The organism is Petropleomorpha daqingensis (assembly GCF_013408985.1).
GTDB lineage: Bacteria > Actinomycetota > Actinomycetes > Mycobacteriales > Geodermatophilaceae > Petropleomorpha > Petropleomorpha daqingensis.
Map to the genome: position 1 here is coordinate 591,343 of NZ_JACBZT010000001.1, position 21,631 is coordinate 612,973.

At 75.3% G+C, this 21,631-nt stretch carries 23 protein-coding genes; 5 read left to right on the plus strand and 18 right to left on the minus strand.

Translation table 11 applies throughout. The features are described from left to right. Positions 1–28: 28 nt before the first annotated feature. Positions 29–1,264: a signal recognition particle-docking protein FtsY gene (gene ftsY, locus GGQ55_RS02935; RefSeq protein ID WP_179715038.1), complete on the minus strand. Its 1,236-nt coding sequence runs from the start codon at positions 1,262–1,264 to the stop codon at positions 29–31. A gap of 72 nt (positions 1,265–1,336) precedes the next feature. Between ftsY and GGQ55_RS02940 the strand changes: the two genes are divergently transcribed. Further along, positions 1,337–2,998: an alkaline phosphatase D family protein gene (locus GGQ55_RS02940; RefSeq protein ID WP_366488619.1), complete on the plus strand. Its 1,662-nt coding sequence runs from the start codon at positions 1,337–1,339 to the stop codon at positions 2,996–2,998. A gap of 12 nt (positions 2,999–3,010) precedes the next feature. Further along, positions 3,011–3,811: an endonuclease/exonuclease/phosphatase family protein gene (locus GGQ55_RS02945; RefSeq protein ID WP_179715039.1), complete on the plus strand. Its 801-nt coding sequence runs from the start codon at positions 3,011–3,013 to the stop codon at positions 3,809–3,811. A 64-nt stretch (positions 3,812–3,875) separates the two neighbouring features. Here the strand turns inward: GGQ55_RS02945 and smc are convergent, their stop codons facing one another. The 12 genes from smc to GGQ55_RS03005 form a co-directional block, all read right to left on the minus strand. Then, positions 3,876–7,442 (minus strand): chromosome segregation protein SMC, encoded by a 3,567-nt coding sequence (gene smc, locus GGQ55_RS02950; RefSeq protein WP_179715040.1) that lies wholly within the window; start codon positions 7,440–7,442, stop codon positions 3,876–3,878. A gap of 86 nt (positions 7,443–7,528) precedes the next feature. After that, a complete protein-coding gene (locus GGQ55_RS02955; RefSeq protein WP_179715041.1) occupies positions 7,529–7,720 on the minus strand; it encodes a hypothetical protein in 192 nt (63 codons plus the stop codon). Between the two features lie 149 nt (positions 7,721–7,869). Beyond that, positions 7,870–8,145 carry an acylphosphatase gene (locus tag GGQ55_RS02960; protein WP_366488622.1) on the minus strand — a complete coding sequence of 92 codons (276 nt, stop codon included), beginning with the start codon at positions 8,143–8,145 and terminating at the stop codon, positions 7,870–7,872. Beyond that, a complete protein-coding gene (gene mutM, locus GGQ55_RS02965; protein WP_179715042.1) occupies positions 8,142–9,011 on the minus strand; it encodes a bifunctional DNA-formamidopyrimidine glycosylase/DNA-(apurinic or apyrimidinic site) lyase in 870 nt (289 codons plus the stop codon). The genes GGQ55_RS02960 and mutM overlap by 4 nt, the downstream gene beginning before the upstream one ends. 4 nt (positions 9,012–9,015) lie before the next feature. Further along, the gene (rnc, locus tag GGQ55_RS02970) at positions 9,016–9,783 is read right to left on the minus strand and encodes a ribonuclease III (RefSeq protein ID WP_179715043.1); all 768 of its coding nucleotides are present in this window, start codon (positions 9,781–9,783) and stop codon (positions 9,016–9,018) included. Between the two features lie 19 nt (positions 9,784–9,802). Next, a complete protein-coding gene (gene rpmF / locus GGQ55_RS02975; protein ID WP_179715044.1) occupies positions 9,803–9,982 on the minus strand; it encodes a 50S ribosomal protein L32 in 180 nt (59 codons plus the stop codon). A 1-nt stretch (position 9,983) separates the two neighbouring features. Continuing rightward, complete coding sequence (locus tag GGQ55_RS02980; RefSeq protein ID WP_179715045.1) at positions 9,984–10,601, minus strand: YceD family protein; 618 nt, start codon at positions 10,599–10,601, stop codon at positions 9,984–9,986. 114 nt (positions 10,602–10,715) lie between these two features. Then, positions 10,716–11,417, minus strand: a complete 702-nt coding sequence (locus GGQ55_RS02985; RefSeq protein WP_179715046.1) for an ATP synthase subunit B family protein — start codon at positions 11,415–11,417, stop codon at positions 10,716–10,718. Beyond that, positions 11,414–11,908: a pantetheine-phosphate adenylyltransferase gene (coaD, locus tag GGQ55_RS02990; protein WP_179715047.1), complete on the minus strand. Its 495-nt coding sequence runs from the start codon at positions 11,906–11,908 to the stop codon at positions 11,414–11,416. The genes GGQ55_RS02985 and coaD overlap by 4 nt, the downstream gene beginning before the upstream one ends. Further along, entirely contained in the window at positions 11,905–12,459 is a 555-nt protein-coding gene (rsmD, locus tag GGQ55_RS02995) for a 16S rRNA (guanine(966)-N(2))-methyltransferase RsmD (RefSeq protein WP_179715048.1), read from the minus strand. The genes coaD and rsmD overlap by 4 nt, the downstream gene beginning before the upstream one ends. Further along, a complete protein-coding gene (gene recG, locus GGQ55_RS03000) occupies positions 12,456–14,654 on the minus strand; it encodes an ATP-dependent DNA helicase RecG (RefSeq protein WP_366488625.1) in 2,199 nt (732 codons plus the stop codon). Before recG ends, rsmD begins: the two co-directional genes overlap by 4 nt. After that, positions 14,651–16,249, minus strand: coding sequence for a DAK2 domain-containing protein (locus GGQ55_RS03005; RefSeq protein WP_179715049.1), 1,599 nt, complete (start codon positions 16,247–16,249; stop codon positions 14,651–14,653). The genes recG and GGQ55_RS03005 overlap by 4 nt, the downstream gene beginning before the upstream one ends. Before the next feature lie 172 nt (positions 16,250–16,421). Between GGQ55_RS03005 and rpmB the strand changes: the two genes are divergently transcribed. Beyond that, positions 16,422–16,604, plus strand: a complete 183-nt coding sequence (gene rpmB / locus GGQ55_RS03010; protein ID WP_436277817.1) for a 50S ribosomal protein L28 — start codon at positions 16,422–16,424, stop codon at positions 16,602–16,604. 94 nt (positions 16,605–16,698) lie between these two features. Here rpmB and GGQ55_RS03015 read toward each other — a convergent pair whose 3' ends face one another. From GGQ55_RS03015 to GGQ55_RS03025, 3 genes are read right to left on the minus strand one after another with little or no spacing between them, the layout of a single operon-like run. Beyond that, positions 16,699–17,328, minus strand: coding sequence for a cytidylate kinase-like family protein (locus tag GGQ55_RS03015; protein WP_179715050.1), 630 nt, complete (start codon positions 17,326–17,328; stop codon positions 16,699–16,701). Beyond that, entirely contained in the window at positions 17,316–17,846 is a 531-nt protein-coding gene (locus GGQ55_RS03020) for a GNAT family N-acetyltransferase (protein ID WP_179715051.1), read from the minus strand. The genes GGQ55_RS03015 and GGQ55_RS03020 overlap by 13 nt, the downstream gene beginning before the upstream one ends. Continuing rightward, the gene (locus GGQ55_RS03025) at positions 17,830–18,870 is read right to left on the minus strand and encodes a thiamine-phosphate kinase (protein WP_179715052.1); all 1,041 of its coding nucleotides are present in this window, start codon (positions 18,868–18,870) and stop codon (positions 17,830–17,832) included. The genes GGQ55_RS03020 and GGQ55_RS03025 overlap by 17 nt, the downstream gene beginning before the upstream one ends. 113 nt (positions 18,871–18,983) lie before the next feature. Between GGQ55_RS03025 and GGQ55_RS03030 the strand changes: the two genes are divergently transcribed. Then, on the plus strand, positions 18,984–19,217 hold the full coding sequence (locus GGQ55_RS03030; RefSeq protein WP_179715053.1) for an Lrp/AsnC ligand binding domain-containing protein: 234 nt from the start codon (positions 18,984–18,986) through the stop codon (positions 19,215–19,217). Positions 19,218–19,300: 83 nt separating this feature from the next. Continuing rightward, a complete protein-coding gene (locus GGQ55_RS03035) occupies positions 19,301–19,816 on the plus strand; it encodes a DUF3515 domain-containing protein (protein WP_366488627.1) in 516 nt (171 codons plus the stop codon). 6 nt (positions 19,817–19,822) lie between these two features. Here GGQ55_RS03035 and GGQ55_RS03040 read toward each other — a convergent pair whose 3' ends face one another. Both GGQ55_RS03040 and GGQ55_RS03045 read right to left on the minus strand, forming a co-directional pair. Continuing rightward, positions 19,823–20,497: a hypothetical protein gene (locus tag GGQ55_RS03040; RefSeq protein WP_179715054.1), complete on the minus strand. Its 675-nt coding sequence runs from the start codon at positions 20,495–20,497 to the stop codon at positions 19,823–19,825. Beyond that, positions 20,494–21,630, minus strand: coding sequence for a D-alanine--D-alanine ligase family protein (locus tag GGQ55_RS03045; RefSeq protein ID WP_179715055.1), 1,137 nt, complete (start codon positions 21,628–21,630; stop codon positions 20,494–20,496). Before GGQ55_RS03045 ends, GGQ55_RS03040 begins: the two co-directional genes overlap by 4 nt. Position 21,631 lies beyond the last annotated feature (1 nt).

Here is a 21,631-nt window from a genome sequence, read left to right on the forward strand (position 1 = left end):
TGCACGGAGTGCCTTCTCGGCGGACTGACTATGCGGCGCGGTCGGCGTCCGCTCCCCCGACCAGGGCCTCGGCGAACGCCTGCGGCTCGAACGGGGCGAGGTCGTCCGGCCCCTCCCCCAGCCCGATCAGCTTCACCGGGATGCCGAGCTCCCGCTGCACCGAGACGACGATGCCGCCCTTCGCGGTGCCGTCGAGTTTGGTCAGGACGATGCCGGTGACCTCGACGGCCTCGGTGAACACCCGGGCCTGGACGACGCCGTTCTGACCGGTCGTGGCGTCGAGGACCAGCAGCGTCTCGGTGACCGGGCACTGCTTCTCCACGACCCGCTTGATCTTGCCGAGCTCGTCCATCAGGCCCGCCTTGGTGTGCAGCCGGCCGGCGGTGTCGACGACGACGGTGTCGACCTCGGCCTCCGCCCCGGTGCGCACCGCCTCGAAGGCGACCGAGGCCGGGTCGGCGCCCTCCCGGCCGCGGACGGTCAGCACGCCGACGCGTTCGCCCCAGGTCTCCAGCTGGTCGGCGGCCGCCGCGCGGAAGGTGTCGGCCGCGCCGAGGACGACGCTCTTGCCGTCGCCGACGAGCACGCGGGCGATCTTGCCGACGGTCGTCGTCTTCCCGGCGCCGTTGACGCCCACGACGAGCAGCACGCCCGGCTTGCCCTCGTGCCGGTCCACCGCGAGCGAGCGGTCCAGGTCGGGGCCGAGGACGGCGGTCAGCTCCCGGACGAGCAGCTCGCGCAGCTGCGCGGGCGAGGCGGTGGCCAGGACCATCGACTGGGTCCGCAGCCGCTCGACGATCTGCGTGGTGGCCGCGACGCCGACGTCCGCGGTCAGCAGGGTCTCCTCGACCTCCTCCCAGTCGTCCTCGGTGAGCTTCTCGCGGCCGAGCACGGTGAGCAGGCCGCGACCAAGCGAGGACTGGGAGCGGGCCAGGCGCGAGCGCAGCCGCACCAGCCGGCCGGCCGACGGCAGCGGCGTCTCGAAGACCAGCCCGGGCTCGGGCTCGGCCGGCGGCAGCACGACCTCGGGGGCGGCCTCGGGCTGCACGGTGTCCGGCTGCACCTGGTCGGCGGTCGCCGCCCCGGAGGCGGTCGCACCGGAGGGCTGCTCCGGGGCCTGGGGCGGGCGCGGCCGGGTCAGCGTCGTGCCGCTCGCGGCGTCGTCGTCCAGACGGGTGGTGCGCCGTCCCCGGCTGACCAGCAGGCTGATCCCGGCGATCAGGGCGAGGACCACGATCACGATCGCGATGACCACGTACTCCATGCCCTGATCCTCGCAGCCCGCTCCCGGGTGGGCCCGGGCGGAACTCCGTGCGACGGTGGTTGGCTGGTGGACGTGACCGCACCTGCCGCCGGCGACGGCCCGTCCTTGCTCATCGGACCGCTGCTGCGGCACGTGGACCCGGTCTCGGCGACCGTCTGGGTGGAGACCGACCGGGCCTGCGAGGTCAGCGTGCTCGGCCGCAGCGCCCGCACCTTCCGGGTCGGCGGGCACCACTACGCCCTGGTCGTCGTCGAGGACCTCGAGCCGGGGAGCACGACGACGTACGACGTCCGGCTCGACGGCGCGCAGGTCTGGCCGCCCTCGACCTCGTCGTTCCCCGCGAGCCGGATCCGGACGCCCGGGCGCCCCGGCCCGTTCCGGGTCGCGTTCGGCTCCTGCCGCTACGCCTCGCCGACCACCGTCGACGTCCGCGAGGGCATCCCGCCGGACGCCCTCGACTCCTACGCCCTGCAGGTGGCCGCGACCCCGGAGGACGAGTGGCCCGACGCGCTGGTGCTGCTGGGCGACCAGGTCTACGCCGACGAGCTGACCCCGCACACCCGGCGCTGGCTGGGTGACCGCCGGGGGGATGCGGTGCCCGAGGACGCGCAAGTGTCGGACTTCGAGGAGTACACCCGGCTCTACGCCGAGTCGTGGACCGATCCGCAGGTCCGCTGGCTGCTGTCGACGATCCCGTCGTCCATGATCTTCGACGACCACGAGATGATCGACGACTGGAACACCTCGGCCGCCTGGCGGCGCGAGGTGACGGCGTCGGACTGGTGGGCGCCGCGGATCAGCGGCGGGCTGGTGAGCTACTGGATCTACCAGCACCTGGGCAACCTGAGCCCGCAGGAGCTGGCCGAGAACAAGACCTGGCAGGCGGTGCAGGGCCTCGGCGAGGAGGACGACGACGCCGAGCCGATCCTGTGCGAGATGGCCGAGCGGGCAGATGCGGAGCCGGCGGGCATCCGGTGGAGCTTCGTGCGCCACTGGGGGTCGGCCCGGATGATCATGGTCGACAGCCGGGCGGGCCGCGTCCTCGACGAGCAGCACCGGCAGATGCTCGACGACGAGGAGTTCGCCTGGGTCGAGGCGGCGATGCGCCGGGCGTGCGACGAGGACGTCGAGCACCTCGTGATCGGGACGTCGCTGCCCTGGTTGCTGCCGCCGGCGATCCACCACCTCGAGCGGTGGAACGAGACCCTCAACACCCGCCACGAGGGCCGGCCGCTGGGCCGGCTGGCCGAGAGGCTGCGCCAGGCGGCCGACCTCGAGCACTGGGCGGCGTTCGGTGCGTCCTTCGAGCGGCTCGGCGCGGCGCTGGTGTCACTGGGCCGGGGCGAGGGCTGCCGGCCGCCCGCGACCGCGCTGGTGCTCTCCGGCGACGTCCACCACGCGTACGCCGCCGAGCTCGTGCACCCCGGTGGGCTGACCACGCGGGTGCACCAGCTGACCGTCTCCCCGCTGCACAACCAGGCGCCGCACCCCATCCAGGTCGGCTTCCGGATGGGCTGGAGCGGCTGGGCGCGGCGGCTGACCAGCGGCCTGGCCCGCCTGGCGCGGGCGCCGCGCAGCGAGCTGGCGTGGCAGAAGCAGGCCGGGCCGTTCTTCGGCAACCAGCTCGGCGAGCTCGTCCTCGACGGGCGCGACGCCCGGTTCCGGCTGTGGGTCACCGACGGCACCGAGGAGGAGCTGCGGCAGGTGCTCGACCTGCCGCTGACCTCGTCCTGAGAGCCTGGAGCCATGACCAAGCCGGCTCCCGGTCCCGATCAGCCGCCGATCCCGGTGCGGCTGGTCACCTTCAACATCCGCCACGGGGTCGGGGACGACGACCGGCTGGACCTGCCGCGGCTGGCGCAGGTGCTGCAGAGCGTGGACGCCGACGTGATCTGCCTGCAGGAGGTCGACCGGCACTACGGGGCGCGCAGCGAGGACGTCGACCAGCCGCTGCTGCTCTCGCGCGCGCTGGACATGCAGCTGGCCTGGGGCCCGGCGATCGAGAACCCCCGCGGCGCCGGCGCGCCGGACCGGCAGTACGGCAACGCGCTGCTGTCCCGGCTGCCGATCCTGATCAGCGACGTGCACCCGCTGCCGGGCACCGGCGAGCCGCGCAGCGCGCTGCGGACGCTGATCGAGCTCGACGGCGGCACGCTCTGGGTCACCACCACGCACCTGACCCGCAGCGGCGACGCGGAGCGGGCCGAGCAGCTGGCCCTGATCGCCGGATTGCACTCCGAGGCGATGGAGGCCGGCGTCGTCGTCGGCGACTTCAACACCCCCGCCGACGCGCCGGAGCTGGCCGAGCTGCAGGGGCTGTTCGCCGACGCCTGGGAACTCGCCCGTGACAAGCAGGACCGCTCGCGGTGGAAGCTGTGGCAGCACGACGCCGGCTTCACCCACCCGTCCGGCTCGCCGCACCGGCGCATCGACCAGTGCTGGGTGACGCACGGCGTCGCCGTCGCCTCGGCCCGGGTGGTCGACGCGCGCGGCGCCTCCGACCACCTGCCCTTGGTGGTCGACCTCGAGATCCCCTCGGGGGTCTGAGGCATGGGAAGCGATACATGCGTTTCCAGGCAGAAAACGCACGTATCGCTTCCCATGCCTAGGGCTAGGCGACCTCGGGTTCGCGGAGGCGCTGGCTGATGACGCCGGTGATGCCGTCGCCGCGCATGCTCACGCCGTAGAGGGCGTCGGCGATCTCCATCGTCCGCTTCTGGTGCGTGATGATGATCAGCTGCGAGGTCGACCGCAGCTGCTCGACGAGCGTCAGCAGCCGGCCGAGGTTGACGTCGTCCAGGGCCGCCTCGACCTCGTCGAGCACGTAGAACGGCGAGGGCCGCGCCCGGAAGATCGCCACGAGCAGCGCCACCGCGGTCAGCGACCGCTCGCCGCCGGACAGCAGCGACAGCCGCTTGACCTTCTTGCCCGGCGGCCGCGCCTCGACCTCGACGCCGGTGGTCAGCATGTCCTCCGGGTCGGTGAGCACGAGCCTGCCCGAACCGCCCGGGAAGAGCGTGGCGAAGACCTGCTCGAACTCCCGCGCCACGTCGGCGAAGGCGTTGGCGAAGACGTCGTGGATGCGCTCGTCGACCTCGCGGACGACTGTCAGCAGGTCGCGGCGGGTGACCTTGAGGTCCTCCAGCTGCGTGGCGAGGAAGCCGTGCCGCTCCTCCAGCGCCGCGAACTCCTCCAGCGCGAGCGGGTTGACCTTGCCGAGGGTGGCCAGGTCGCGCTCGGCCTTGGCGGCCCGCCGCTCCTGGACGGCGCGGTCGTAGGGCGTCGGGTCGGGCTCGGGCTCCCCCGCCGCTTCGGCCGCGGCGATCTCCGGCGGGGTCGGCGGCACCGGCGCGGCCGGGCCGTACTCGGCGATGAGGGTGGGCAGGTCGACGCCGTACTCCTCAGCGGCGCGGGTCTCCAGCGCCTCGATCCGGTAGCGCTGCTCGGCGCGGGCGACCTCGTCGCGGTGCACCTCGTCGGTGAGCCGGTCCAGCTCGGCGGTGGCGCCGCGCACCTGCGTGCGGACCTCGAGCAGCTCCGCCTCGCGAGCGGTGCGCGCCGAGGCGAGCTCGTCGCGCTCGGTGGCGGCCCGCACCAGCGACGTCTCCAGGGCGGCCAGTGCCACCTGGGCGTCGGCCCGGACGGCGGCCGCGACCCGGGCTCCGCGCTCGCGGGCGGCCCGCGCGGCGGCGGCCCGCTCGCGGGCGGCGCGCTCCTGGCGGGCCTGGCGGCGCAGCGACTCGGCGCGGCCGGTCAGCGCGCGGGCGCGCTCCTCGGCGGTGCGGACGGCCAGCCGGGCCTCGGTCTCGGCCTGCCGGGCGGCGGCGACCTCCAGCCGCAGCCGGTCGCGCTCCTCGGTGGAGGGCTCCTCCTCCACCGGCTCGGCCTCGGCGGCGGACAGCCGGCCCTCCAGCTCGGACAGCTTCGTGACCGCCTGCTCCAGCGCCTGCTCGGCCCGCACCCGGGCGGCGGCGGAGCGCTCGGCCTCGGCGGCGGCCGACCGGGCGGCGGCGCCCAGCTCGGCCAGCGCGGCGGCCTCGGCGGAGCGGCTCTTGTCGGACGCCTGGCGGGCGGCCAGCGCCGCGTCGACGTCGGCGGACCGTGCAGCGGCCACCTCGCGGGCGGCCGACAGCTGCTCGGCCAGCTCGGCGGCGCGCTGCTCGGCGCGGGCGAGTTCGGTGGCCGCCTCGTCGACGCGGGCGCGGACCTCGAGCCCGGACGGCGCGTCGGCCTGGCCGCCGACCGCCCAGTCGGCGCCGACGAGGTCGCCGCCGCCGGTCACGGCCCGCACGCGCGGGTGGGTGCGCACGAGCGCGACCGCGGCGTCCAGCGTCGGGACGACGGCGACCCGCTCCAGCGCCCGGGTGAGCGCCGGCCGCAGGTCGTCGGGGGCGTCGAGGAGGTCGAGGGCCCAGCGCACGCCCTCGGGCAGCTCGGGCCAGCCGTCCCGCGGCACGGGCGGCAGCCCGGCGGTGACGAGCAGACCGGCGCGACCGCCGTCGGTGTCCTGCAGGTGGCGCAGCGCCGCGGCCGCCTCGGCGACGCCGGAGACGACGACGGCGTCGGCCATCCCGCCGAGCGCCGCGGCGACCGCGACCTCCCAGCCGGGTGCGACCGACAGCTGCTCGGCCACCGGCCCCAGCACGCCGGCCAGCCCGGCGTCGAGGACCGCGGCGGCGCCGTCGGCCGGCTTGAGCCCCAGCGCGAGGGCGTCGCGACGGGCCTGCCAGGACGCCCGGTCGCGCTCGGCGGCGCGCTCGGCCTCGGCCAGCTCGGCCACGGCCCGGGCGGCGGCGGTGTGCGCGGCGACGGCGTCCTCGTGGGCGCCGACCAGGGCGACGTCGCCGTCCTCGGCGTCGGCGAGCTGCGCGCGCCGCTCGGCGAGCCGTTCGGCGGCGACCTCGGCGCGGTCGGCGGCCTCGCCGGCGGCCAGCGCCAGCCGCTCGATCTCGGCCTCGCCGGCGGTCACGCGGGAGCGGGCGGCGGCGACGTCGCCGGAGAGGCGGGCGAGCTTCTCGCGCCGGTCGGCCAGCGCGCGGGCGGCGGCGACCAGCGCCCGCTCGGCCTCGGTCAGCGCGGACTCCAGCTCGGCGCGCTCCGTCACGCCCGCGGCCAGCCGGGCCCGTTCGGCCTCGAGGCCGGCGGCGAGCTCGGTCTCGGTGGCCGCGACGCGGTCGGCCTCGGCCTCGAGCTGGTCGGGGTCGCGGCCGCCGGTGCCGGCGGGTGCGGCGGCGGAGAGGTGGCGGTGCCGTTCGGCGGCCAGCTGGCCGATGCCGCGGAAGCGCTCGCCGAGGGAGGAGAGGCGATACCAGGTGTCCTGGGCGGTCTGCAGCCGGGGCGCGTCGCCGGCCAGCGCCGATTCCAGCGCGGACTCGCGGCGGGACGCCTCGGCCAGCTGCGCCTCGACGGCGGCACGCCGGGTGCGGGCGGCGGTCTCGTCGGCGACGTCCTTGTCGAGGGCATCGCGCAGCTGCACGAGGTCGTCGGCCAGCAGCCGCAGCCGGGCGTCGCGGAGGTCGGCCTGCACGCCCGCGGCGCGGCGGGCCACCTCGGCCTGCTTGCCCAGCGGCTTGAGCTGGCGGCGGAGCTCCGCGGTGAGGTCCCCGAGCCGGTCGAGGTTGGCCTGCATCCCGTCGAGCTTGCGGAGCGCCTTCTCCTTGCGCTTGCGGTGCTTGAGGACGCCGGCGGCCTCCTCGATGAAGGCGCGGCGGTCCTCCGGGCGGCCGGAGAGGACGGCGTCGAGCTGGCCCTGGCCGACGATGACGTGCATCTCGCGGCCGATGCCGGAGTCGCTGAGCAGCTCCTGGACGTCGAGCAGCCGCACCTTGTCGCCGTTGATCTCGTACTCGCTCTCACCGGAGCGGTACATGCGGCGGGTGATCGAGACCTCGGTGTACTCGATCGGCAGGGCGCCGTCGGCGTTGTCGATGGTCAGCGTCACCTCGGCCCGGCCCAGCGGCGGGCGGCCGGCGGTGCCGGCGAAGATGACGTCCTCCATCTTGCCGCCGCGCAGGCTCTTGGCGCCCTGCTCGCCGAGGACCCAGGAGATCGCGTCGACGACGTTCGACTTGCCCGAGCCGTTGGGGCCGACGACGGCGGTGATTCCCGGCTCGAGCCGCAGCGTGGTGGCGGACGCGAAGGACTTGAAGCCCTTGAGCGTCAGGCTCGACAGGTGCACAGAGAGTGCAGTCTAGTCGCTGTTGCTGTAACCGGCCCAGGTCAGAGCGACCCGAGGGCGGCGTGGTGCGGCTGTGACGGAGGAGTTCAGGCCAGCACGGGCTCGGCGGTCTCGCCGGCCATCTTCATCAACTCGGAGGCGATGTGCGCGTCGCGCTCGGCGCGCAGCTGAGCGACTTCCTGCTCCAGCCGACGCACCTTCGCCCGGAGGGCGGCGTTCTCCTCGGCTACTCGGAGCTCCGCGGGTGCGACGACGTGACCGAACAGGGCCTTGGCCATGACTTCGGCGGCCTTTCGACAAAGTGAGGAAACCCGGCGCCCCGGGGAAGCGGTCGGCGCGGGAATGGTGCCATCAAGGGTGACAGGCCAAGACACGCAGGTCAACGCCCAGAATGCCTACTCACCGTGTCGGGGTGGTGTCGCATTTGTCACAGCACGGTGAACCCGTGGCTCCCCTGCACCGCCTCGGCACGGACGTCGACCCTCGTCACGCGCCCGGGAGCCCGCGATCCGTCCAGCTCGGCGACGACCGAGCGCACGGCGTCGGCCCCGCCCTCGAGCACCACCTCGACCCGGCCGTCGGGCAGGTTGCGGGCCGAGCCGGCCACTCCGGCGTCGCCGGCGACGCCGCGGACGAAGTAGCGGTAGCCCACGCCCTGGACGTGCCCGGACACCACGGCCACCGTCCTGACCTGCTCGTTCACCGAGTCCTCGGCCGCGGCTGGCAGCGCGGGCAGCTGTAGCTGGAGCGGTTCATGAACGACTCCCGGCGGATCGGCGTCCCGCAGCGGGGGCAGGGGCGGTCGGCCTGGCCGTAGACGGCGAGGAACCGCGAGAAGTAGCCGCTCTGCCCGTTGACGTCGACGTAGAGCGAGTCGAACGAGGTGCCGCCCTGCGCCAGTGCCTCGCCGAGCACGTCGCGGACCCCCTCGAGCAGCGCGGACACCTGCGCGCGGGTCAGCTTCGCGGTGGGCCGGGCGCCGTGCAGCTGCGCGCGCCACAGCGCCTCGTCGGCGTAGATGTTGCCGACGCCGCCGATCAGCGTCTGGTCCAGCAGCGCGCGCTTGACCTCGGTGTGCCGGCGGCGCAGCGCCGCGCTGAACGCGTCGGCGTCGAACGACGGGTCGAGGGGGTCGATCGCGATGTGCGCCAGCCGCGGCGGGATGCCGTCCCCGGTCGACTCCTCCACCGCCAGGCCGCCGAAGGTGCGCTGGTCGACGAAGCGCAGCTCGCGGCCCCCGTCGGTGAAGGTGAACCGGGCGCGCAGATGGGTCTCGTCGGGCTGCGACGGCTTCTCCACCAGCAGCTGGCCGCTCATCCCGAGGTGCCCGACCAGCGCGCGGTCGCTGGGCGTGCCGTCGGCCTCGGCCATCGGCAGCCACAGGTACTTGCCGCGGCGGTGCGCCGCGGTGAACGTGCGTCCGGTCAGCGCCTGCACGAAGTGCTCGGTGCCCTCCAGGTGCCGGCGCACGGCGCGCGGGTGGCGCACCTCGACGGCGGCGACGGTGCGGCCGGCGACCCACTGGTCCAGCCCGCGCCGGACGACCTCGACCTCGGGGAGTTCGGGCACGGTGTCAGCTCTCCGCGGAGAGGGCCCGCCACGCGGCCTCGGCGGCCTCCTGCTCGGCGGCCTTCTTGGTGCGGCCGGTGCCCTTGCCGTACACGGTGCCGGCCAGCAGCACGGCGGCGGTGAAGGTCTTGGCGTGGTCGGGGCCGTCGTCCTGCACCGAGTAGCTCGGCGGCCCGAGCCCACGGCCGGCGGCGAGCTCCTGCAGGCTGGTCTTCCAGTCCAGGCCGGCGCCGCGCGTCGAGGCCTGCACCAGCAGCGGGTCGAACAATCGGTGCACGATCGCCGCGGCGGTGTCCAGCCCCCGGCCGAGGTGGATGGCGCCCAGCAGCGCCTCGAGCGCGTCGGCCAGGATCGAGTCCTTCTCGCGGCCTCCGGTGGTCTCCTCACCGCGGCCGAGCAGCAGGTGCGGGCCGATGCCGCCGTCCCCCAGCCCGCGGGCGACGCGGGCCAGCGAGGTCATGTTGACCACCGAGGCGCGCAGCTTGGCCAGCTGCCCCTCGGGCAGGTCGGGCTGGCTGCGGTAGAGCTCGTCGGTGACGACGAGGCCGAGCACCGAGTCGCCGAGGAACTCCAGGCGCTCGTTGGTGGGCAGCCCGCCGTTCTCGTAGGCGTAGGAACGGTGGGTCAGCGCCAACGCCAGCAGGCCGCCGGGCAGCACGACACCGAGGGCGTCGTGCAGCCAGGCGGCCGCGGTGGAGGCGTGCTCCGGCCCGGCCGGGGACGTGCCGTCGTCCGGACCCTCGAGAGGTCCCGGGGCGGCGAAGGTTCCCACGGCGGGCGCGGTCAGCGGATCAGACCGACAGGACCTGACGGCCGGCGTACTGGCCGCAGTTCGGGCAGGCCTGGTGCGGCGGCTTGAGCTGACCGCAGGCGCGGTTCGGGCACGGGGTCAGCGACGGCGCCGACGCCTTCCACTGCGACCGGCGGGCGCGGGTGTTGGAGCGGGACATCTTCCGCTTCGGAACGGCCACGTCAGTTCTCCTCTGTGTTCTCGTCACCGTCGGGCGACGAAGCGAATCGGCCGGCGAGTCCGGCCCAGCGGGGGTCGAGCAGTTCGTGGGAGTGGTCGGGCGGCAGGTCGTCGAGGCGCTGGCCGCAGTCGACGCACAGGCCCTGGCAGTCGTCCGAGCACACCGGCGAGAGCGGCAGGCTCAGGACGACGAGGTCGCGGATCATCGGCTCGAGGTCGATGCGGTCGTGCTCGACCAGGCGGACCTCGTCCTCCTCGCTGGTCTCCTCGGTGGTGCTGCCCTCGTAGGCGAACAGCTCCTGCACGTCCAGTTCGAGGGTGTCCTCGACCGGCTCCAGGCACCGGGCGCACGAGCCGACCACCGGGACGTCGACCTCGCCGGAGACCAGCACGCCCTCCATGACCGACTCCAGCCGCAGCCGCAGCTCGACCTCCGCGCCGACCGGGACGCCGATGAGCTCGACCCGCCAGCCCTCGGGGGCCGGCAGCGTCTTCTCGAACGGCTGCATGGACCCGGCACGGCGGCCCAGTTCCCGCAGCTCGACGACCCAGGGGTTGCCCGACGAGCGCCGCGCGTCGGACGACGGGGCGCTGGTGCGGTGCGGGACTGGGGCAGGCATGTCGGTACTCAGCTCGGGAACGAAAGGGTCGGGATCAGGGGCTCGGCCGGCCGGGCGCACGTGCGCCGGCTCCGGGACCGGTCAACGAGACTACCCGATCCCGGGAACGGTCCGTCAGCCGCGCAGGCTCCCGCGGGCTGCCTCCACCGACCGCAGCATCCGCTCCAGCGTCGTCCCGAAGTCGGCCAGCCGCGTGTCGACGTACTCGTCGACCTCCGCCCGCATGCGCGTGACGTCGGCGACGGTCTGCGCGCCGAGCTCGTCGGAGCGGGCGACGGCGGTCCGGTAGACCTCGGTCTCGGTGACCAGCCGCTCGTGCTCGGCCTGGGCGGCGGCCAGCGCCTCGGCCTGCTGCTCGCGGGCCTCGGCCAGCAGCGCCTCGGCGGCGGCCCGGGCCTGGGCGACGATCTGCTCGGCCTCCGCGTCGGCCTGCGCGAGCAGCTCCTCGGCCTCGCCCTGCGCCTGCGCGACCAGCTCGTCGCGCGAGCGGCGGGCCATGCCCAGCACCTCGTCGCGGGTGCGGCGGGCCGAGGCCATGAGCTCCTCGCTCTCGGCCCGGGTCTCCTCGGTCAGCCGCTCGGCCTCGGCCTGCGCCTGCTCGAGGATCTCGGTGCGCTGCTCGACGATCCGCCCGGCCCGCTGCACCTCGTTCGGCAGCGACTCGCGCAGGTCGTCGAGCAGGTCGAGCAGGTGGTCGCGGGGCACCATGCAGGAGCCGGACATCGGCACGCTGCGGGCGTTCTCGATGACCGTCGTGAGCTCGTCGACGGTCTCGTAGAGCCGGTAGACGACCTCGGAGGAGTGGCTCCGCGTCATGCTCCCGCGCCCCCGGCCTGCTCCCGGTGCGCGAGCAGCCGCTCGTGCACCGCCTTGGGCACCAGGTGCGAGACGTCGCCGCCGAACTGGGCGATCTGCTTGACCAGGCTCGAGGAGAGGTGGCCGACCTGCGGCGCGGTCGGCACGAACAGCGTCTCGACGCCGGCCAGCTCGCGGTTCATCTGCGCCATCTGCAGCTCGTACTCGAAGTCGCTGACCGCGCGCAGCCCCTTCACGATCACCGGGATGTCGTGGCTGCGGCAGTAGTCGACGAGCAGGCCCTGGAAGCTGTCGACGGTGACGTTGGGCAGGTGGGCCACCGCCTCGCGCAGCAGCTCCATGCGCTCGTCCACGGTGAACAGGCCGGCCTTGCCGGGGTTGACCAGGACCGCGACGACGAGTTCGTCGTACAGGGCGGCAGCCCGGTTGATGACGTCGACGTGTCCGTTGGTGACCGGGTCGAACGAACCGGGGCAGACGGCACGTCTCACGACAGGCGACCGTACCGGAGCAACGCCTCTCCATAGCGGCGGTCGCGCAGTCCGGCCAGGGGTGTCGGCCATTCCCAGGGCTCCTCGCGGCTCGACCGTTCGACCACGACGACGGCGTCGTCGGCCAGCCACCTACCCGCGACCAGCGCCCGCAGCACCCCGAGCACCTCCTCGACGCCGGTGGCGTACGGCGGGTCGGCGAGGACGAGGTCGAAGCGCGCCGGTGCGGGGCCGGCCACCACCGCGGGCACCGAGCCGGCGATCACCCGCCCGCCGGGCAGCCCGACCGCCGCCAGGTTGGCCCGCAGCACCGGCAGCACCCGCTGCCCGGACTCGACGAAGACCACCTCGGCCGCGCCCCGCGACAGCGCCTCGAGGCCGAGGGCACCGGATCCCGCGTAGAGGTCGAGCACCCGGGCGCCGTCGAGGTCGAGCAGCGAGCCGAGCGAGTTGAACAGCCCCTCGCGGGCGCGGTCGCCGGTGGGCCGCACCCCCGACGCCGGGACCTTGAGCCGCCGGCCCCCCGCGGCCCCGGCGATCAGCCGCGTCATGCCTTCTCCAGCCACTCCGCGCGCTCGTCGGTGGCCAGCGCCGCGACCTCGGCCGCGAGCCCGGGGTGGTCGGCGAGACCGCGGTCGGACTCGAGCAGCACCTGGGCCTCGGCCCGGGCGGCGGCGATGAGCTCCTCGTCCTCGAGCAGCGAGAGCAGCTTGACCCCCGACCGGCTGCCGGACTGCGCGGCGCCGAGGATGTCGCCCTCGCGGCGGGTCTCCAGGTCGAGGCGGGCCAGCTCGAAGCCGTCGGAGGTGCCCGCGACCGCGGCCAGCCGGTACCCGGTCGAGGACTCCGTCGGCGCCTCGGTGACCAGCAGGCAGAGACCCTGGTGCTTGCCGCGGGCGACCCGGCCGCGCAGCTGGTGCAGCTGGCTGACGCCGAACCGGTCGGCGTCCATGACCACCATCACCGTGGCGTTGGGCACGTCGACGCCGACCTCGACCACCGTCGTCGCGACGAGCACGTCGATCTCACCGGCGGCGAACGCGCGCATGCGGGCGTCCTTCTCCTCCGGGGCGAGCCGGCCGTGCAGGACGTCGAGCCGCAGCCCGGCGAGCGGTCCGCCCGCCAGCTCGTCGGCGACCTCGAGGACGGCCTTCGGCGGACGGCGGTCCTCCCCCGCTCCCTCGTCCCCGCTCGGCGCGCCGTCCCCGCTCTCGGGCTCGTCCGGATCGGCGCCGTCCTCGCCGATCCGCGGGCACACGACGTAGGCCTGCCGGCCGGCGGCGACCTCCTCGCGCAGCCGCACCCACGCCCGGTCCAGCCAGTTCGGCTTCTCCGCGGCCGGGACGACGGAGGAGGCCACCCCGCCGCGGCCGCTGGGCACCTGCCGCAGCACCGAGGTCTCCAGGTCGCCGTAGACCGTCATCGCGACCGTGCGCGGGATCGGCGTGGCGGTCATGACCAGCACGTGCGGCGGCCGGTTGCCCTTGGCTCGCAAGGCGTCGCGCTGCTCGACCCCGAAGCGGTGCTGCTCGTCGACGACGACCAGCCCGAGGTCGGCGAACTCGACGCCCTCCTGCAGCAGGGCGTGCGTGCCGATGACGATGCCCGCGCTGCCGTCGGCGGCCGCGGCCCGGGCCTCGCGGCGGGCGGCCGCCTTCTGCGAGCCGGTCATCAGGACGACGCGGGTGCCGTCGGGGTCGCCGTCGAGCTCCCCGGCCCGGCCGAGCGGGCCGAGCAGGGCGGAGATGCCCCGGAAGTGCTGGGCGGCGAGCACCTCGGTGGGCGCCAGCAGCGCGGCCTGCCCACCGGCGTCGACGACCTGGGCCATGGCCCGCAGCGCGACGACCGTCTTGCCGGCACCCACCTCGCCCTGCAGCAGCCGGTGCATCGGCTCCTGGTCGGACAGCTCGGCGGCCAGCTCCTCCCCCACCGCCTGCTGGCCCTCGGTGAGCGTGAACGGCAGCGCGGCGTCGACCGCGTCGAGCAGTCCGCCGGTCTTGCGCGGGCGGGCGACGCCCGGTTCCAGGGCGGCGGCGCGCCGTCGGGCCCCGAGGGTGAGCTGCAGGACCAGCGCCTCGTCCCACTTCAGCCGGTGCGCGGCGCGCTCGACGTCGTCCATGGAGTCGGGCCGGTGGATGGTGCGGATCGCCTCGTCGAGCGGCATCAGCCCGTGCCGGGCGCGCAGCTCCGCCGGCATCGGGTCGACGATCAGGCCCTGCGGGGCGGCCGGCCCGTGGACCAGCAGCTTGATCGAGCGCTGCAGGACCCAGCTGGAGACGTCCTTGGTCGCCGGGTAGATCGGGATGAGCGCCCGCGCCCAGTCCTCGTCGTCGTCCCCGGTGAGCAGGTGGAAGTCGGGGTGGGCGAACTGCTTGGCGTTCTTGTACTGGCCGACCGTGCCGGCGAACAGGCCCTCGTCGCCCGGCTTGAGCTTGTTGTGCCTCTGGTTGAAGAAGACGAGCTGCATCGAGTTCGCGCCGTCGGTGACGGTCACCTCGGTCATCGTGCCGGGGCGGTTGCGCATCCTGCGGGTGTTCACCGTATTGACCTTGGCCAGCACGGTGACCCGGTCGCCGACCTGCAGCTCGCCCAGCTTCGCCATCTCGCCGCGCCGCGCATAGCGGCGCGGGTAGTGCCGCAGCAGGTCGCGCACCGTGCGCAGCCCCAGCGACTCCTCCACGGCCGCGCCGGTCTTCGCGCCGAGGACGCGGTCCAGCGGCGTGTCCATCGTGATGCGGGTCGTCACTCGACTCCCACCAGCAGGAGAACACCGGCCGGGCCGCCGTCGTAGCGGGCCACCTCGACCGTCGGGTGGACGGCGGCGAGGTGCGCGCACACCGCGTCGCCGAGAACCGGATCGGGACCGACGACCAGCGTGGCCAGCTCGCCACCCGCGCCGAGCAGCCGGTCGAGCAGCTCGCAGGCCACCTCCGGCAGGTTCGGGCCGACGACCACGACGTCGCCCTCGGCCGACCCCAGCGCGTCGCCGGGCCGGCAGAGCCCGGCGGAGGTGAGCGCCTCCTGGTCGGCGAGGGTCACCTCGGCCCAGCGGGTGGCCGCCGCGGCCTCGGCCATGGCGATGACGTCGTCGCCGAACCGGCGTCCGGGGTCGGCCACGGCGACCGCGGCCAGCCCCTGCACCGGCGAGCGGGTGGGGACGACGGAGACGTCGCGGCCCTCCTCGCGGGCGCGGGCGGCGGCGCGGGAGGCGAGCGCGGTCAGGTCGGCGTCGTTGGGCAGGACGACGACGTCCGCGGCGGTGCAGGCGAGGATCTCGGCCAGGACGTCGTCCTCCCTGACCCCGTCGGGGCCGCAGGTGACCACCCGGACCCCCTCCCCGGTGAACAGCTCGGCGAGCCCGTCGCCGTTGACGACGGCGACCACCGCGCGGGTGCCGGGCACCGGGGCCGGCGGGCGGATCGGCGCGAGCGGGGTGACCGAGATCCGGTACGGCCGGCCGGCCTCGATGCCCGCCTCGATCGCGGCACCGATGTCGGAGACGTGCACGTGCACGTTCCAGGCGCGGCCCTCGGCGGTGTCGACGCCCACGATGACGAGGCTGTCGCCGAGGGCGGCCAGCCGCTCGTGCAGCCGGGTGACCGCCTCCTCGTCGGTGTCGGCCAGCAGGTACTGCACCTCGCTGCCGGGGCCGGCGGGCGGCTGGTGCGGCGCGTCGTCGTGCGCGGGACGGCGGGTGCGGCGGGCCAGCGGCGGGCGGGCCGGCTCGACGCCGGTGACCGTGGTGACGAGCGCGTCGAGCACCAGGCAGAAGCCGGCGCCGCCGGCGTCGACCACCCCGGCGTCGCGCAGCGCGGCGAGCTGCTCGGTGGTGGTGTCCAGCGCCGCGCGGGCGCCGTCGGCGGCGGCCCGGACGACGGCGGCGAGCTCGGTGCGGCCCTCGTCGACGGCCTCGCCCGCCGCGCGGGCTCCGCCGCGGGCGACGGTGAGGAAGGTCCCCTCCTCGGGATCGGCCACCGCCGTGTAGGCGCTCTCGGCCGCCTTCTGCATCGCCAGGGCGAACGTGGGGCCGTCGGCCGGCTCCTGGCCGGCGAGCTGGTCGGCCAGGCCGCGGAACAGCTGGGCGAGGATGGTGCCGGAATTGCCGCGGGCGCCGAGCACCGCGCCCCGGGCGAGCACGGTCCAGGCGGACTCCGGGCTCTCCGCGGCCTCGTCGAGCGCGGCCAGCGCGGCCTGGGCGGTGAGCAGCAGGTTGGTGCCGGTGTCGCCGTCGGGCACCGGGAAGACGTTGAGGTCGTCGAGCCGGGCCCTGGCCTCGGACAGGGCGGTGCACGCGGCGCGGCACCACCGGCCGGCCGCGGCGTCGTCCAGCGCCTCCAGCACGGCCGGAGGGTACCCACGCGGGCCGACATCGCCGAGGATCCCGCGGGTTCTGGGGGTGCGGCGACGTCCTCGGCGAAGAACGGTTAGACTCCTCGACGGACTTCTGCGCGGGCGAGATGTCGCACCGCCGATCTGCAAACGACTTTTCTGGGAGTGATCCACCGTGGCTGCCGTGTGCGACGTCTGTGGCAAGGGGCCCGGTTTCGGTATGTCGGTGTCGCACTCGCACCGCCGCACGCCGCGCCGTTGGAACCCGAACATCCAGTCCGTGCGGGCGCTCGTCGCCCCCGGCAACCGCAAGCGCATCAACGCCTGCACCTCGTGCATCCGCGCGGGCAAGGTCGTCCGCGCCTAGCACCGAGCGGCACGCGCCGTCTGAACCCCGGAGGTCCTCGACCTCCGGGGTTCTTCGCGTTCGCTCCGGGGCAGAAGTCGCGACTTCTGCCGGGTCAGTGCGCGCCGATGCCGCGGTCGCGGGCGGCGAGCACGATGAGGTCGACCACGGTGTCCAGCGCGAGGGTCGTGCTGTCGATCACGAGGTGGTAGTGCCGCGCCGAGGCCGGGTTGCAGCGGTAGAAGTGCCGCACGTAGGCCTCGCGCGTGCGGTCGTTGGCCTCGAGGTCGCCGCGGACGTCCTCCACGGGCCGGCCGGAGCGGGCCACCGCGGCGGCCAGCCGGCGCTCGGCCGGCCCGTCGAGGCGCACGTGCAGCGCGTCGGGCCGCTCGCGCAGCACGAGCGCCGCCGCCCGGCCGAGCACCACTCCCCCGCCGGTGTCGGCCACCTCGGCGAGGATCCGCTCCGTCTGCTGCCGGTAGGCCCGCTCGTCGGGCAGCGCCGAGGTGGGCATCACCCCTCCGACCGGGTCCGGCATGGTGCCCAGCGAGGCCACCAGCCGCCACAGCCCGCGCACCACCGTCTCGTCATTGGCCTCGGCCTCGGCGACCGGCACCCCGAGCCGGCCGGCGACCCGCGCGGGGATCGCCCGGTCGTGGAAGGTCAGGCCGAGCCGCTCGGCGACGGCGGGCGCCACCTCGGCACCCCCGGCCCCGTACGACGCGGAGATCGTCACGATGCCCACGACGGCACCTCCTCGGGCAGCTCGAGCGGCAGTTCCTTGCCGAGGAAGACCGCGCCCGGCGCGTCGGCGTAGACGCCATACCCAGGAACCGGCCCGTAGCCCGCACGCTCGTAGAGGGCCAGCGCCTCCGGCTGGCGGTACCCGGAGTTGAGGACGACGGCGCGGTGCCCCGCCCGGGCCGCGGTGAGCTCCAGCGCGTCGAGCAGCACCTGCGCCAGGCCCAGTCGGCGGAGCGCGGGCTCCACGTACATCCGCTTGATCTCCACCACCCCCGGCTCGTGCACCCGCCACGCGCCGCAGCCGGCCGGGACGCCGTCCACCTCGGCGACCAGGAAGAGCCCGACCGGTGGCAGGAACTCCGCCGGGTCGACGACGGCCGCGTCCGGGCCGCCGTAGCGCTCGGTGTACTCGGCCTGCACGCGGGCGACCAGCCCGCGCGCCACCGGGTCGTCGTACGGAGCCGGGGTCAGCCGCACGACGCGGCCGTCGCGCAGCCCGGCCTCAGCCGAAGTGGACATGCCCCGGCGCCTCCGCTCCGACCGCCCGCACGGCCGCAGCCGCGGGCTCACCGCTCACCAGCACGGCGCCATTCTCATCAGCGTCCCGGACGGCCCCGACCTCGACCCACCCGTCGGGCAGCGCCGTCCCGGCCGGGAAGGCGGCGACCAGCGCGTGGTCCTCGCCCCCGGTGAGCACCCACGCCATCGGGTCGGCGCCCAGCGCGGCCGCGACCTGCTGCAGCGGGCCGGGCGGCTCCAGGCAGGCGCGCACCAGCGCGGCCCGGTCGAGGTCGAACACGGCGCCGCTGGCCAGCGCCAGGTGCCCGACGTCGGCCAGCAGCCCGTCGCTGACGTCGCACATCGCCGTGGCGCCGGCGGCCGCGGCGGCCGGGCCGGCCGCGTACGGCGGGTGCGGACGGCGGTGCGCGCCGACCGCCGCCGCGGGGCTCTTGAACCCGCGGCGCAGGGCGGCCAGCCCGCACGCCGACCAGCCCAGCCGGCCGGCGAGGGCCACGACGTCGCCGGGCCGGGCGCCGGAGCGCAGCACCGGGGCGCGGCCGGCCAGATCGCCCAGCGCGGTCACCGACAGGACGACGGCCTCGCTGTCCGGCGCCGCGGCCACCGTGTCGCCGCCGACCACGGCCGCCCCCAGCGGCGCGCACTCGGCGGCCAGCCCCGCCGCGACGCCCTCCAGCCAGCTGGTAGGGGTGTCCGCCGGGCAGGCCAGCCCGACCAGCAGCGCCGTCGCCACCCCGCCCATCGCCGCGACGTCGGCCAGGTTCGCCGCGGCCGCCTTGTGCCCGATGTCCTCGGCCGAGGACCAGTCACGGCGGAAGTGCCGCCCCTCGACCAGCACGTCGGTGGTCGCCACGACCCGGCCGTCGGGCGTGCGCAGGACGGCGGCGTCGTCACCGGGCCCGACCTCGGCGGCCGCCGCGGTACCCGCCCGGGCGACCACCCGGGAGATCACGCCGAACTCGCCGACGACCCGGACGCTGTCGGCCGAATTCCCCCGGGGGACCAGCGGACGGGGTCGACTCACGAGGTGACCCCCGTCGCTCCCGTAAGGTGGCGCAGCGGCCGGCAGGTCGCCGGTGCCGCACGAACGCTCGCTCGCACCGCTCCATGGCAGCGCTGCCCCAGGAAGGGTCTTCCGTGGTCCACGCCTACATCCTCATCCAGACCGAAGTCGGCAAGGCCGCGCAGGTCGCCTCGACGATCAGCGAGATCGACGGCGTGACCAAGGCCGAGGACGTGACCGGGCCCTACGACGTCATCGTCCGCGCCGAGGCCGAGACCGTCGACGAGCTCGGCCGCCTCGTGGTCGCCCGCGTGCAGTCCGTCGACGGGATCACCCGCACGCTGACCTGCCCCGTCGTCAACCTCTGAGCGCCCTGACCGAGCAGCCGCCGCCCCAGGCACCCCACCGCGACCCGTTCCGGCGGATCGCGCTGATCCTGACGATCGCGCTGGTGGTCGTCGTCGCCGGCGTCGTGGTGCTCGTGCGCGTGGTCGGCGGCGGCAGCGACGGCGGCAGGGGCACCGTCGCCGACATCAGCGGCACGCCCAGCCCGGAGCGGGAGGACCTGCCCCCGCTGGCGGTCGACGTCCCGCCGGTGACCGCCGAGGCCGACGCCGCCTGCCCGGCGCTGATGAGCGCGCTGCCGCTGGAGCTGGCCGGCGAGAAGTCCCGCGCGGTGAAGTCGTCCTCGCCGTTCGCCTACGCCTGGGGGGACCCGCCGGTCGTGCTGATCTGCGGCGTCGACCGCCCGGCCGGGTTCGTGGCCACGTCGGGGCTGATCCAGATCGACGCCGTCCAGTGGTACGTCGACGACTCCGACCCGGACACCGTCGTCTGGACCGCCGTCGACCGCCCGGTCTACGTCCAGCTGTCCATCCCGAGCTCGCTGGACAGCGCGTCGGCCACCGAGCTGTCCGACGTCATCGCGAAGGTGCTGCCCGCCCAGCAGCCCCAGCCCGGCGGCTGACCGGGCTCACCCCGGTGGCAGCAGCGCCAGCTGCTGCCGCAGCGCCTCGGCCACCTCGCGCCGGGCGTGCGACGGCGAGTCGGCGACCGACGTGACCGCCACGCTGAAGACGCCGTGGCCGCACCAGGCAGAGGCGGCCGGCCCCGGCAGCCCCTCGGGCTCGTCGACGGTCACCAGCTGACACCCCCCGGGCAGCTCGTCGGGGTCCTCGCTGAGCATCCCGCGGTAGGACTCCGCGTCGTTGCCGGCGAGGTCCTCGGCGTAGGCGCTCGCTCCTGCCCGCTCGGCGAACTGGTAGACGAACACGCTGGTCACCGGGCCGGAGCCGTCCCCGGCACCCCAGAACCGCTCCCAGCCGAAGCGGAACCCGTAGCCGTCGAGCACCCCGCGCTCGTGGTCGGGATCGGGGGCGTACGCGGCGACGTCGCCCACCCACTTCTCCCCCGCCGGTGGCGACAGGGCGTCGTCCGGCACCCGTGACAGCCCCGACGGCACCGCGCGGATGATCAACCGCTCCAGCTCCTCGGGGCTCGACGGGACCGCCCCGCCGGGTGCGGCCGACGCCACCCCGGCGACCGTCCGGCCGGTGCACCCGGTCAGCAGGGGGACGGCGCACAGCAGGGCGCCGGCCACCACGCGGCCGGCCGCACCCGGTCGCGGGGACAGCCGGCCCCGGTTCACCGAGGTGCCCGGGCGCCCTCGCGCACAGCGGTGGCGACCAGCCGGTCGACCAGCTCGGGGTAGGTCACGCCCGTGGCCGCCCACATGCGCGGGAACATCGAGATCGGCGTGAAGCCCGGCATGGTGTTCACCTCGTTGATCACCAGCCGGTCGGAACCGTCGGGGGCGGTGCCGAGGAAGAAGTCGACCCGGGCCAGCCCGCGGCAGTCCAGCGCGAGGAACGCCCGGCGCGCCTGCTGCTGCACGGCCCGGGTCTGCTCGGGGGTCAGGTCGGCCGGCACGTCGAAGTCGACGGCGTCGTCGAGGTACTTGGCGGCGAAGTCGTACCAGTCGGTGCCCGGCCGCAGCTTGATCTCGGCGGGCACGCTGGCCTCGGGGGCGCCGCCGTCCCGGCCGGCGAGCACGCCGCACTCGATCTCGCGGCCCGGCACGGAGGCCTCGACGATCACCTTCTCGTCGACCGCGGCGGCCGTCGCCACGGCCTCGGGGAAGTCGGCCCAGTCGGTCACCTTGGTGATGCCGATGCTGGAGCCCGCGCGGGAGGGCTTGACGAACACCGGCAGCCCGAGCCGCTCGCGGGCGGCGTCGTCGAGCAGCTTCGGGTCGGCGCAGACCGCGCCGTCGGCGTCCCGCAGGACGACGTGGTCGCCCTGCGGCAGCCCGTTGGCCTCGAGGAGCTTCTTGGTGAACTCCTTGTCCATCGACGCCGCGCTGGCGAACACCCCGGAGCCGACGTACGGGACGCCGGCCATCTCCAGCAGGCCCTGGATGGTGCCGTCCTCGCCGTAGGCGCCGTGCAGCACCGGGAAGACGACGTCGACCTCGGTCAGCGCCGGCCCGATCGCCGACCCGGGCTCGAGGACGGCGAGACCGCGACCGGCCGGGTCGCCGACGAGCGACACCGCCGTCCCGCCGCTGACCTCCGGCAGCTCGCCCTCGGTGATCGCGAGGCGCTGGTCGGGGTCGGCGAGCACCCACCGACCGTCGGTGGCGATCCCGACGCGGACGACGTCGTAGCGCTCGGGGTCCAGCGCCGCGATCACGCTCCCCGCGGAGACGCACGAGATCGCGTGTTCCGCGCTGCGGCCGCCGAAGACGACCGCCACGCGCACCTTGTCTGCCTTGCTGCTCATC